This window comes from Sporomusa aerivorans (assembly GCF_041428895.1).
Taxonomy (GTDB): Bacteria; Bacillota; Negativicutes; order Sporomusales; family Sporomusaceae; genus Sporomusa; species Sporomusa aerivorans.
The window spans coordinates 193506-206539 of record NZ_CP156926.1 but is presented as its reverse complement, the minus strand read 5'-3'; the positions used below and the strand labels follow the sequence as shown (position 1 = coordinate 206539).

The window sequence follows — 13034 nt, the reverse complement described above, 5'->3', positions numbered from 1 at the left end:
ATCCCTCCCTAATCCTGATCTTCTATTTCCAGGAAAACCTGCCCTGAGCCTGTCTCGCCGGCATATTCACCCGGATAAGACGCCGACTGGGCACGTCCCTCCTGCAGCCATTGCCGGAGGTACTGAATGTTTTCCCGCTGAGATACCGACAGCGGCACTTGCCGTTTTAACGAAACCACAATATCTTCGGTGGTAATTTCCCGCATATTATCGCTAAAAGCCAGATACATGGCATCAATAATAGCCTGCTCGATCTCGGCGCCTACATAACCGTCAGACTCTTTCACCAGCCGTTTGAGATCAAATTCACGCGGATTGCGGTTGCGCCGTTTTAGATGGGTGACAAAAATTTCACGGCGTTCAGCCATGTGCGGCAAATCGAGAAAAAAGATTTCGTCAAAACGGCCTTTGCGCATCAGTTCAGGCGGCAGGGCGGCAATGTTGTTGGCAGTGGCGACAACAAAACACGGCGCCTTCTTATCCTGCATCCAGGTCAGCAATGTAGCAAATACCCGCTGGCTGGTGCCTGCGTCCCCGGCGCCAAAAGCAAAGGCTTTTTCTATCTCATCCACCCACAGAATGCAGGGAGCTATCGTCTCGGCAATATTCAGCGCTCGGCGGGTGCGGTCTTCGGACTCACCGACATAAGCGCCAAACAGCGCCCCGACATCAAGCCTGAGGAGCGGCAATTGCCACAGGCTGCTGATCATCTTGGCAGTCAGGCTTTTACCTGTACCGGGAATACCCACCATGGCAATGCCTTTGGGCGCTGGCAAACCATAATCGCGGGCATCTTTGGTAAAAGCCATTTCTCTAAGACGCAACCAGTCTTTCAATACACCCAAACCGCCAACGTTTTCGGCTGTCTCAGTGGAATTCAAAAATTCCAGAGCCTCACTCTGGCGGACAAGCTGGGCCTTTTCCTCGGTAATCAGGGAAATGCTCCGGTCGTCCAGACAACCGCAGGTTACGATAGCTTTCGAGAATACCCGGCGAGCCTGACCGGCCGTCATTCCCATAGCCGCCTGCACTACTTTTTCCCGGCCGTTATCAGTCAAGTTTATTTTTACATTGGCGCCTTTTAAGAGGCCGTCAAGCACGTTATCGAGCTCTTCTCCGTTTGGCCGGCGGAGGTGAATGACAATAGCCTCATCCTGTAATTCGTCCGGTATTTGCCCGGTAGGGGTTGTAATAACAATAGAAGTCCGGGTCTGGGTCAGCCGTTGAACCACACTTCTCAGCTTGCGCCGTACTGGCGGATTGCTCCAAAAGTCGTGGAAATCCTTGCAGACAAATATCGCCCCGGTATTTTCCATGCCGGTCTTTTCCATCAGTTCAAGCGCCACCAGCGGATCGCGGCATTTTAAATCAAGTGAAGTTTTGCCGGCTAATACAGTAAAACCATCGGCCACATCCCAGGACAGGCAGGTACGGTTTTTTTGCTCGCAAACTGTCCTGACATGCTCGATAGCCCGCTGTTCCTCGGGCGTCACAATAACAATCAGTGTTACCCGTGCCCGGATATAGGTATCGAATAGTTCCGCAAAATTATCCATTTTTATCCCCCCCTACACCCATCTTCTCACCGTCAGACGAATCTGCCCGCTGGCATCCCGTTCCTGCCCGACTACATTAAAACCCTGCCGCCGCACCTGTTCCATTACAGTGGTAAGTGCATATTGCTGCTGGACTTTCGTGGTAAATTCCTGCTCGCTGGTGCCCTGCACACCAAACCAATCGGTTACAAAACTGTACGTACCGTCCGCTCCCAGGACAAAACCGATATCATATCCCTGTTTCATACGTACGGCAATGTCGGCTGCCGTCTCCTGACCGCGGTAGCCTTTAATGAAAGTCTTCTCCTCCACCTCATAACCCAATTCCTTTAAACAGGCTAGTAACATCTCTTTATTGTTAATTTTTGTTGCCACCTGAGTAAAATGCGACATTAGCGCACCTCCTGCTTATACAAGTTTGACAACCGGCGCATGGTCGGCCAGCACCGCCCCGCTGCATTCCTCAATAGCTGTTGCGATCAACTGTCCGGCCCCGTCCATACTGACACTGACTCTAATTACGTCTTGCCCCCGGACAACAGGCTCTGAAACCTTGAGAATCAATGGCCTATCCTCATTGAGACACTGCGTGCCGTCATCCAGCCGGTAAATAAACAAAGCCACTTCCCGTTGTCCGTCATAACTGGCTTTTATAGCAAATTCAGCTGCCGGGCGGTCGCTGGGATAGAAGCTTCCCGCATCAATCAGCGTCCGGTACCGGTACCCGTCCCCTGCCAAATAACGTATGCCGTAACTATGCCGCAGGCACCCGCAGGTGTCGGCGCCGGCACTCAGGGCCATTGCGCCGCAGGCGGCGGCAGCTAGCGGGCATTGATCAAAAACAGGAACACCGGTAAAAAAACTATGGACTGCCGCTAAAATCCCGTCTTTGGCGCCATCGCCGGCAACTACAGCTCCAGCCAGATTAGCGGCTGAATATCCCAGCAAAGCAGCCTGGCGCAGCGTTTGCTGCAGGGTAATGATTGCCTGCTGCTCCTCCCCGCCGTTGGTTTCGTCAGGTACAATAAAATTCTGCTTATGACTTAACACCCGGATGTTTTGTCCTCTACCGTCACCGTCGCCGGGAGTGGCTTGCACGATAACGGCTTCGATCATGCCGGTATTTACACTCAACACCAGATAAACATCCCCCGGTCTAACCGGCATACCGGCTCCCCAGGCGGCCGCCCACGGCTCTTCCACAAGCTCCAGCCGGCTAAAACCTGCCTGCCGTACCGTCCCTTCCAGCCATTGCCGGTACCGCTGCCAGACCTGGGGAAACAGGCAGGCGGCGGCAGGCATAACAAAGGTAATGACGGCTTCCCCGACAAGACCTAGAGCCTGACCGGCGCGGCTGATGACCGCAGCTAAATAGTCTCTTGCAATATCCTGTACGCTTAAGCGTCGGCTGCCCGTTTGGCGGAAAACACGTTTGCCGGCAAGCACATCAGACTGCAAGTTACCAAATACCGCCAGGCCATCAACCAGGCCGCTCATGCCCTCGGCCGCCTCCTGGCCGATCAGCCAGGGTGCGGCCTGGCCGGTACATTTATAACCAATCAGCGTAGGCGCCAGATACACCCTTTTATCCCTGTCGGCAGCCGGGCGCGTAATGCCCGGAATATATAAGACCTCTGCCCGGCAGAACTCCTGCCGCCAAAAGGCTGCCAGCGTGTAGCTGTTGCCAAAATTAATGGTCAGCCGTCCAGCCATTGGCACACCTCCCAAAATACTACAACATGATATCATAGCGAAACTTCGCGGTAAGCAAGCTGTGCAAGAATGCTATGGCCTGCCTGGCTGCCGGTTCATCTGCCGGCATGGCGGCATCGGCGGTCTGCCGCCAGTCAGCATGCGTCGCCACAGCCAGCGGCTTAGTCATCCGCAACTGATATATTGCAATGCTGTCCCGGTCGCTCTGTACCGCCGCCAGCGCGGCATCAGGGCTTACGGCAAGCAGCCGGCCTGAGATCTTCTTGCTCCAGAGCAGCATACCGTTATCGGCCTGCCATATCTTCAACATGCCGTCAGCGCCGCAACTGACCAACAGCCGCCCTGGTCCGTCAAACACCAGCGCCTCGACCGGGCAGTTATGGGCTGCCCATAACCGATTTCCACCGTGGCCGCCGGCCAGTGCATACGAGCGGAGCTTACCGTCCCGGCCGCCGCCCACGGCGCTTCTGGCCTGCAAATTTACCGCCATTGTATAAAACAAACTACCCGGGTATTGTCCCTGAATCGTCATATCTGCACCATTCCAGGCCCAGACTCTGACCGGCGCTGCGCCGCCGGCACAGGCGGCAACCAACAATTCTCCGTGATTGCCGGCAGCCATGGCTGTCACCAGCCCCGTCTGTCCGTACACGCTGCTTACCCATTTAATATCAGGCAATTGCCAGATATGTACTTTACCTTCTTTGCCGGCTGTCGCCAGATAGCGTCCGTCAGGCGTGAAGGCAACGGCAGTAATACTGTCGGCATGGAGATCAACCGTTCGCCACAGGCTGCCGCTGGCAACCTGCCACAGTCTAAGCCGTCCGTCGCTGCCGCCGCCAGCGGCAATACGCCCGTTGGGATGAAAAGCCATTGACATCGTATCTGCATAGAATCCCGGGTTTTCCAAACTTACAATATGCCGTCCGTCAGGTACAAATAATCCCCGGACAATTTTCGGACAAGCAGCCACTATTTGCTCCCAGTCAGGACGTTCCCAGTCCTTAGGCTGCCAACCGGCACTGCTGAGTGTCAGTACAATCTCGGCCGCCCAGCCAGCCGGCGCTTTGTAGGCCAACCGGTATAGTTCAGCCCATCGTTCCTGACCAGCCAGCATATCCAGCATCGCTTCCCAGTCGGCATCGGTAATTTCCTCATACTCGTCGCATTGTCTGCTTTCCAGCAGCAAGCCGGCCAGCAAAAAGCTGTGACCACTGTGACGGGCGGCAGTAAGAAACAGCTGCCGCTCAGCCGGTGTTGCCTCACTGTACCCTTGAGTTAAAAGCGGCCGCGTTTCCTGCCAGTCAAGTGCATAATATTTATCCCACTGTCCGGTGATGCAGTAATAAAGCGCAGCCCGGCTGTCGCGAGCCGGAGCATACCGGGCAATGATCGCCCAATTCTTCAAACGTTTGTTTTCTCCAGTCAGAACTAACTGACAAACAGCCTCAATCGCCTGCCGGTCAGTCAGGGTTAACAGCATTCTCCTGGCCCTGCCGGCAATAACCCTGTCGCCATCATCCACGGCTGTTAACAGTGCCTGGACCAGTTCCGGGCTCTCAGCCAGCATAAACCTGTCAGCGCCTGTTTTCAGCACTGTCAACAGCCTGAGATCAAGCGGGCGTGAGGCCAAATAGCCGGCGTTACAGAGTATTTCTTCCAACTCCGGTCGGCGCGATTCGGCCCATAACCGGCACAAAGCATCGATGGCGCCACCGTCATTCAGCCGGCCAAGAGCCGCCTGCGCGGCAATAGCAATTCCATGGTCAGCACTGTCGAACGCTTCTGCCAACGGCAATACGGCTTCCGGCCCCATACCGGCCGGAATAAGGTGCTGGCCGGCGCTAAGCGCAGCCAGCACCTTATCCCGTACAGCTTCTTTTTCGGCCTGAGCGGCCATGGCGGCAGCTTCATCAAGCTCCGGTGAGGCGCCTTCAGCCTCGGCCTGAAGCTTTGCCATAATGCCCCAGACAATTTCCCGGATATTCTGGCGTTCGCCGGCTGCCTGCTGTTCCCTGATAACCTTTTCAGCCAGCAGCTTAAGTTCAGCTACATACTCACTGGGATAAACCCAGGCAAGCTGCCGCAAAAAGTCATTATCATCGTCACGCAGCGCCATATGTTCACCACCTGTACCCGCAGTTAATATTCAAGATCTTTGGCTGTAACCCGCTTACGGAAGGTCCAGTACACCCACCCCTGATACAAGAGGATGACAGGCACCAGCGCCAGTGCGGCTACAGTCATAATTTTCAAAGTGTAAGGCGTTGATGAGGAATTAGTAATTGTCAGGCTCCAGGCCGGATTGAGACTGGAAACCATAAGCCGGGGGAATAAACCCCAGAAGAAAGCAATTGTTGTCAGGGCTACCGTCAAGCTGCTCAGAATAAAACCAAGCCCGTAACGTTTAACAAATACTGCGCCATACGCCCCGACAAACATTACCACAGCGCCCCACAGCGTTATCCCGGCGCCGGTGCTGGCAAATAAATCAGTATTGGTATAGGTCATGCCGACGAGAGCCAGACAGAATACGGCCGCCAACGCTCCGGCTTTAACAGCCGCGCTGCGGGCCCGGATCACCAGGTCTCCTTCAGTCTTAAGCGTCAGGTACATTGCACCGTGGAAGATAAACACCAGCAGGAAAGCTACCCCGCCCACCAGGGTATACGGGCTGAGCAAATCGAAAAAGGTACCGACATAATGCATTTTGGCATTAATGGGAACACCTTTAATCAGGTTTGTAACCGTCACTCCCCATAACAGCGCCGGTACGGCGCTCCCGAAAAAGATCAGCCAATCCCAGGTATTGCGCCAGGCAGGATTCTCATCCTTGCTGCGAAATTCAAAAGCCACGCCCCGGCCAATAAGCGCTACCAGCATAAGAAACAGCGCCAGATAGAACCCACTGAACAAAGTGGCATATACATGCGGAAAAGCGGCAAACATAGCGCCTCCGGCCGTAATCATCCAAACCTCGTTGCCATCCCACACCGGCCCGATTGTGTTAATCAGTATCCGGCGCTCGGTATCATTTTTCCCCAGGAAAGGAAGCAGCGTACCCACTCCATAGTCAAATCCCTCCAGGAAGAAAAAGCCGATAAACAGAACAGTCAGCAGAATAAACCATAATACGCTCAGCTCCATAACGCCGCCCCCTTTGCTGCCGGTTTATTAGGAGTAACAGAAGGTTCCACAGGCCCCTGCCGGACAAACTTTTGTACAAGGTACACGGCGGCTGCGGCCAGTAAGGCAAATACCAGCGTAAAACCGGTTAAGGAAAGCCAGATACTGCCGGCCCCCACATTAGGCGACACTGCCTGTTCCACCTTCTGCAAGCCAAATACAATCCAGGGCTGTCTGCCGGCTTCCGCCACAAACCAGCCGCTTGAATTGGCAAGGTACGGTAAGGGCAAGCTCCACAACACGGCTTTTAATACCAACGGATTGGATTCCAATTTGCCCCGCCACCACAGGAATGCAGAAACCAGCACAACAAGCAGCATCAGACTGCCTGACACGACCATCATCCGGAAGCTCCAGAACAGTGGTGTCACGGCTGGAATATAATTACCCGGACCGTATTGGGCAATGTACTCTTTTTCAAGTTCGTTAATGCCTTTTACCGGCGTATTGGGATTATCGTGAGCCAATAGCGACAACAAGGCCGGAATTTTTATTTCTGCTGTATTGGTTTTATTTTGCTCATCAATAACAGCAGCAACGGCAAACGGCGCCGGACCGGTTGTTTCCCAAAGCGCTTCGGCAGCGGCCAGTTTCATCGGCTGAACCTTGGTAATATACTGGGTTTGCGTATGACCGCTGCCCATCACCAGCAGCAGGCCGGCAGCCGCCCAGATCAGGCCCAGTTTAAAAGATGTCCGGAAGAAATCGACATGGGTTTTACGGATAAGATGATACGCACTGATGGCTAAGACAAAAAAGCCGGCAGTAACTACGCCTGACAACACAGTATGCGGAAACTGGTAAAAAACATAGGGATTGGTGATAAGTGCGACAAAATCGGTCATCTCGGCACGGCCGTTTTGAATTGCATAGCCTACCGGGTGCTGCATAAATGAATTGGCAATTAAAATCCATAAGGCGGAGAGATTGCTGCCAAGGGCGACAATCCAGATGCTGGCCGCATGTAACGCTTTTGGTATCCGGTCCCAGCCAAAAATCCACAGTCCCAGGAAAGTAGATTCGAGAAAGAAGGCGGTAAGCGCTTCCAGGGCCAGCGGCGCGCCGAAAATATCCCCCATAAATCGGGCGTATTCCGACCAGTTCATACCGAAATGGAACTCCTGAATAATACCGGTTACGACACCCATAGAGAAATTGACAAGAAATAGTTTGCCCCAAAACTTAGTCTGTCTCTTATACATTTCATTGCCGGTGCGGACATAGATGGTTTCCAGAATAGCTACAATGAGTGATAACCCCAGTGTCAACGGCACAAAGAGAAAATGATAGGTTGATGTTATCCCAAACTGCCAGCGGGACAAGATTAATTCTTCCATATTCCAACCCCCTAATTAAGTTTTGAATTCGCAGCCAGCGCCGCAAAATCAATACTGGATAAATCGGCAGCCAGCCGCTCTTGCACAGCCGCCAGCGCCTGGTGAACCGGACATTCCCTTTCGCAGCTGCGGGTACAGACATTTCGTTCGGCAAGACAGCGATGAATGCCGAGCGGTCCCTCCATGCCTACTATGATATCTAGCAACGAGATTTCCGCCGCCGGTTTTGCTAGGGAAAAGCCCCCTTCAACGCCGCGATATGACTTTACCAGCCCGGCTGTCATCAAAGAACGCATAATCTTCTGAATAAACCGCCTGGGAATATTCTGGCTTTCCGCTATGGTAACGCCGCTTATCACCTCCCCTGCCTGCAGCCCTGCCAGATAAAGTACAATACGAAATGCGTAATCTGTGGCCTGATTTAGCTGCACACCCTCACCACCTTTTTCTAATACATACCGGACCAGTTTGGTATTAATTTCATTTTACTGCTGTCAGGGATTTTTTGTCAATAGTTATTGATTAGAAAAGCATTTTAATTAAGAATTATTTCTTGTTATCGACAGAGATTTTCAGTTGCTTCTTATACCTTAGTACTTATGCACTGCCATGGCACTGTTTCCCTGGTTGTCATAGCGATAGGCCATTTACAGCACGACTCCTTAAAATAAAATGCCTCTCGCCGGGCTTTTTGGCCTGCAGGCGATAAGCATTGTCACACTGAGCTGGTATTTTGTTTACTAGCTTTCCGTTCTTTCTATTTTCCGGATCCGCATCTGCTCCAAGCGATAGCAAAAAGCTCTTAGCGACATATCCAGGTACTTGGCTGCAGCCGTCTGATTACCTGCATGAGCGTCAAGGACAGCTTGTATGATCAGATCGTTATATTCTTTTATGGATAACCCTGTAGGCGGCAAGGGCAGTGTAAAGCCGGTACCGGCGAAACTGTTCCGCCCCTCCTGTGCAGCCGTCGCCGCAGGCCCTTTGACTATTGACTCAATATGTCCTGGCTGTAGCTCCCTGGCATCATACATAAATACGGCCCATTCGATGATATTGCGCAATTCCCGTACATTTCCCGGCCAGGAATACGTCTCCAGAAATTCACAAGCTTGGCGGGAAATGTCGATAAACTGCTTTTTCTTAGTCTGAGCGAACTCCCGTAAAAACATCCTTGCCAACGGCACAATGTCTGCCGGCCGTTCTCTCAGGGGAGGGATAACCAGATGACCGACTTTCAGCCGGTAATACAAATCTTTGCGAAACGAGCCGTTCGCCATTTTTTGGTCCAGATCTACATTAGTGGCACAGATAAAGCGGACCTCTGCCCTGATTTTTTTCAGGCCGCCGATCCGGAAATATTCCCTTGTCTCGATTACGCGGAGCAGTTTAGCCTGTATTTCCGGGGGCATCTCGGCGACTTCGTCCAGAAAAAGCGTGCCGCTGGCGGCTGCATCCAGCTTGCCCTTCTGACCTCTCACCAAGCTGCCGCTAAAGGCGCCTCCTTCGTAACCGAACAGCTCACTCTCAAACAAATTATGCGGAATGGCTGCACAGTTTAGTTCCACTAACGGTCCAGGAGCCGATTTAAGACTTGAGCCATAATGAATAATGCGGGCAATAACTTCCTTGCCAACCCCGGTTTCCCCTTGAATCAGCACCGTCAGCGAACGGTCTTCATGATACCGCTGTGCCAGTTCGGCTACATCCCTCATTTGAGGTGAGAAAAAGCCGACATTCCCCATTACACTCTCAGCCACCACTTTCCGCATACGGCTTAATTCCTGCTCAGTGCGCAGCGTGGCTTGCGTAACCTGAGCAGCAAAATTTTCAGTTAGCTCCCTGTTTTCCCGCAAGAGCGCCTGATGCTCGGCAACCCGTTGGACAATAGCCGCCATCTCCCGGGCATCGACCGGTTTCAGCAAATAATCATAAGCGCCGGCCCGCAAAGCAGCCACAGCTGTTTTCATATCGCCATAACCGGTAAACAACACCACGTCCGTACGCCAGCTATCAGTTTGGCTGGCAATGGCTTCAGCCAGTTCAATCCCGGACATCCCCGGCATCTTAATATCGGAAAGCACCAGCGGATAATCCGCCTGTTTCCATTCTGACAGCGCTGTTTTGGCGTTATCGCATTCAGTTACCGTATGCCCCTGCTCACGCAGAAACCAGGCTACAGAAGCCCGGCTATACCGGTCATCATCAACTACCAATATTTCCATTTCTGTAGCCTCCTACACGAATTCTTCCCGGGCGACGGGAAAACTGATCAAAAAAACAGCACCTTCATTCTCACCGGATACAAGCTCAATAGTTCCCTGACAGGATGCAACAATTGACTGGACGATGAATAAACCCAGACCAAGATTATCACCGCCAGGTTTCGTGGAAAAAAACGGCTCAAACACTTTTGTTTTATGATCATCAAGTATCCCTGGCCCCTTGTCTGCAATCCGAAGATAGATAGTATTCGTGTTAGCCCAGGTTCGAATAATCAGCTGTTTGCGCTGATAGGGCACAAACTCCATAGACTGTATGGCATTACACACCAGATTGACAACAAGTCCTTCCAGAGCAGTCGGCACAGCATAAACCAATAGCCGCGTATCGGCTAATTCCAGCTGCACCTGAATTTTGTTGACAGTAAGCTGACTGCCTATTATTTCAAGAGAGTTTTTCACAGCCTGGTTGACATCGCAATAAGTAAACTGGGCATTGCCCCGGCGAATAAAACTGCGCAAATGCATGATAATACTGTTGATACGATCCGCCTGATGAGATATTTCTTCAACATTCCGCATAATATCAGCCACCGGCCGCTCCTTGCCGTTATGGTAGGCATAAACCATGCCGCTTGCTAGCATTTTGATAGAATTGAGCGGTTGATTAATCTCATGAGAAAGTCCGGCAGCCATGGTTCCCAGCGAAGACAGCTTTTCGGCCTGAGTTCTGATCTCATTAGCCTTAACCATAGCCGCTGCCGCCAATTTCTGTTCGGTTATATCCTCTTTTATGGCGATAAAATTAATAATTTCCCCGCAGCTATTGCATACCGGCGTTATTGTCATAACTTCATCATAGAAACTGCCATTTTTCCGGTAATGGGCAAACTCGCCGCGCCATGCCTCAGTACGGGCATTGAGCTGTTGCCAAAAATGCTGGCGGAAAGACTCGTCCTGATAACCTGACAATACTAAGAGGTTTTGACCGAGAGCCTCTTGTTCCGTATACCCTGTTTGACTGGAAAAGGCCGGATTGATCCATTCAATACTACCGTCCCGGCCGGTAATGACAATGGCGTTGGCGGCAGCTTCCAAACCGGCAATCAAAAGTCTGAGACGCTGCCGGTCACTTGCCGCACTAATGGCCATAGTCATCTGATCAGAAAAACGCCGCAGCCTGGCTATGATGCGTTCATCCCAATAGTCGGGCTTGCTGCTTATGAGATAAAACGCACCGACTGTGCGGTCTTTGAGAACAATAGGCATGGCAATCTCCGCCTGGATCTCGGTTCTGTCCACCTGCAACTCGTCAATTAGTTTCTCCTGCCAGGGTGATAACTTATTCCTGCGCTGCACTACCTGCAGTATGCCTTTTTGAATAGCCGCACTGCTTAGCGAATCTTTCTCCTTAGAGTTTAGATCACTATCTTGCCGCTTCACCGCCAGCTTGCCGGCCGCAACACTTATTTTAACGTTGTCGCCATCCTCTGTCAGTATTACCCTTACTAAAGTGATCGGAAAAGTGGCAACCAGTTGCTCGCAGGTGTATCTAAGAATAGATTCCATGCTTGCTTCAGCAAGCACTCTTGCTGATATTTCCGTTAGCAAACGTTCGCAGGCTTCGTCCTGCTTCTGTTCAGTAACGTCACGCACAATAACTAATATCTCGTCCTTTTGGCTTACAGCCATACGGGATTCATAGTCTCTTTTAGCACCATTGACTGCCAGTTGATACTCCACAGTTGCCGGTTCACCGGTAGCGAGCACTTTTTCCCCGGTCTCAATGAGCCTTTGACAGACAGCGTCCGGTAACACATCGGTTATGTTTTTGTTTAGCATTTTATCGCGCGGCCGATACAACTCCCCGGGATTTTTTACTTCAATATCCAAAATCACCCCTTCCCGGCTTACCCTCAGCAATTTGTCAGGAACGGCAGCCAGCAAGGCGGCCAGCCGCTGCTCACTCTTCAGCAGTGCCTGCCCGGTTTGTTCGTGCTGAAAAACGGCTATTTCCAGTTGTTTATTTTTCAGCAGAAGTTCCCGGGTTTTCTCCGCTACGGCCTGCGTAAGCCAGGTTTGCCTGCGCAACATAGTATTATGGAGCAAGAGCAGTAGGATAAGTACACTGCTGCCTAATCCCCAGATTAGACCGCGGATATAGATGCTAGGCCGCGGCGGACGGCTCCAGCCGGTTTTTACCAGCCATTCGGTATCGGCAACAGCAACAATGAAATTCCCGACAGGCGAGTCGGGCGCCAGTTGATTGAACTCATAGAGCAATCCGCCGTCTTTCGTGCTGATTTCAATATAATAGTTTCCCGCGTTACTCGCTATGGAGGGGTCTACTTTAGCGAGTGCTTCCCGGATAGTCTTTTCAGGTGCAAAAGATGTCCAGACCATCCCCCGAAACTGATTGCCGTGAAAAAGCGGCGCCCGGAGTCCAAAAACAGCTTCGCCCTGCAGACTGCGGACAGGCATCCGATTAATTGTTACAGTCTGCTCCTGCCGGGCCTTGCCCGCCGCAGTGAGAAAATAAGGGTATTTACCGATAGCGGCCAGATCGGCGCCTTCCTCGGTTACGGCAGGCTTTACTGCATAAACATAGCGCACAATATTATTTTCATCCGAGTAGGCCATATCCATAATTTCCGGATAATGCGTTAGTGAGCTGGCCGCAAAGCGTACAAAGGCTTGCTCATCTGGCAGCGCTTCACCCGCCAGCATGAATGCCTGCAAATTCTCAACGCTATTCAGACTTTGCTCTATATCCTCCTGCAAATTTCTCTCCAGACGTTCGTTAAACCGGTCAAATACCCAGGCATAGCGCTCAGTTTCCTGTTCGCAGTAAATCCGGTCAAAACTGTATATACAAAACAGGCCCACACCAAAAACGATTAACAGAATCCAGCGTTTACCCATTTTTACCCCCATTTTTTCCACATGCAATCTATGGATACTACTTCGTTATAGATATACGGAATCCTTGTAAATTTCGTCCGCCGGGCAACTGGAAAATA

9 protein-coding genes are annotated in these 13034 nt (G+C 51.8%); all 9 read right to left on the bottom strand.

Annotated features, from left to right (window positions below):
- Nucleotides 1-8: 8 nt before the first annotated feature.
- The 9 genes from SATMO3_RS00820 to SATMO3_RS00780 all read right to left on the bottom strand — a co-directional run bounded on the left by SATMO3_RS00820 (nt 9) and on the right by SATMO3_RS00780 (nt 12936).
- Nucleotides 9-1556, bottom strand: coding sequence for an AAA family ATPase (locus SATMO3_RS00820; protein WP_371376159.1), 1548 nt, complete (start codon nt 1554-1556; stop codon nt 9-11).
- A gap of 12 nt (nt 1557-1568) precedes the next feature.
- Nucleotides 1569-1949 (bottom strand): DUF1257 domain-containing protein, encoded by a 381-nt coding sequence (locus SATMO3_RS00815; RefSeq protein WP_371376156.1) that lies wholly within the window; start codon nt 1947-1949, stop codon nt 1569-1571.
- Nucleotides 1950-1964: 15 nt separating this feature from the next.
- On the bottom strand, nt 1965-3269 hold the full coding sequence (locus SATMO3_RS00810) for a hypothetical protein (protein ID WP_371376154.1): 1305 nt from the start codon (nt 3267-3269) through the stop codon (nt 1965-1967).
- A gap of 19 nt (nt 3270-3288) precedes the next feature.
- Nucleotides 3289-5388 (bottom strand): WD40 repeat domain-containing protein, encoded by a 2100-nt coding sequence (locus SATMO3_RS00805; RefSeq protein WP_371376151.1) that lies wholly within the window; start codon nt 5386-5388, stop codon nt 3289-3291.
- A 23-nt stretch (nt 5389-5411) separates the two neighbouring features.
- Nucleotides 5412-6416, bottom strand: a complete 1005-nt coding sequence (gene cydB / locus SATMO3_RS00800) for a cytochrome d ubiquinol oxidase subunit II (RefSeq protein ID WP_371376149.1) — start codon at nt 6414-6416, stop codon at nt 5412-5414.
- A complete protein-coding gene (locus SATMO3_RS00795) occupies nt 6407-7792 on the bottom strand; it encodes a cytochrome ubiquinol oxidase subunit I (protein ID WP_371376146.1) in 1386 nt (461 codons plus the stop codon). Before SATMO3_RS00795 ends, cydB begins: the two co-directional genes overlap by 10 nt.
- A gap of 11 nt (nt 7793-7803) precedes the next feature.
- Nucleotides 7804-8223: an Rrf2 family transcriptional regulator gene (locus SATMO3_RS00790; RefSeq protein WP_371376142.1), complete on the bottom strand. Its 420-nt coding sequence runs from the start codon at nt 8221-8223 to the stop codon at nt 7804-7806.
- A gap of 309 nt (nt 8224-8532) precedes the next feature.
- A complete protein-coding gene (locus tag SATMO3_RS00785; protein ID WP_371376140.1) occupies nt 8533-10017 on the bottom strand; it encodes a sigma-54-dependent transcriptional regulator in 1485 nt (494 codons plus the stop codon).
- A gap of 12 nt (nt 10018-10029) precedes the next feature.
- Nucleotides 10030-12936 (bottom strand): PAS domain S-box protein, encoded by a 2907-nt coding sequence (locus tag SATMO3_RS00780; protein WP_371376137.1) that lies wholly within the window; start codon nt 12934-12936, stop codon nt 10030-10032.
- Nucleotides 12937-13034 lie beyond the last annotated feature (98 nt).

Coding starts and splice junctions, on each gene's coding strand:
- SATMO3_RS00795 (WP_371376146.1), bottom strand. CDS start 7,792: ATGGAAGAATTAATCTTGTCCCGCTGGCAGTTTGGGATAACATCAACC.
- SATMO3_RS00785 (WP_371376140.1), bottom strand. CDS start 10,017: ATGGAAATATTGGTAGTTGATGATGACCGGTATAGCCGGGCTTCTGTA.
- SATMO3_RS00810 (WP_371376154.1), bottom strand. CDS start 3,269: ATGGCTGGACGGCTGACCATTAATTTTGGCAACAGCTACACGCTGGCA.
- SATMO3_RS00815 (WP_371376156.1), bottom strand. CDS start 1,949: ATGTCGCATTTTACTCAGGTGGCAACAAAAATTAACAATAAAGAGATG.
- SATMO3_RS00820 (WP_371376159.1), bottom strand. CDS start 1,556: ATGGATAATTTTGCGGAACTATTCGATACCTATATCCGGGCACGGGTA.
- SATMO3_RS00780 (WP_371376137.1), bottom strand. CDS start 12,936: ATGGGTAAACGCTGGATTCTGTTAATCGTTTTTGGTGTGGGCCTGTTT.
- SATMO3_RS00805 (WP_371376151.1), bottom strand. CDS start 5,388: ATGGCGCTGCGTGACGATGATAATGACTTTTTGCGGCAGCTTGCCTGG.
- cydB (WP_371376149.1), bottom strand. CDS start 6,416: ATGGAGCTGAGCGTATTATGGTTTATTCTGCTGACTGTTCTGTTTATC.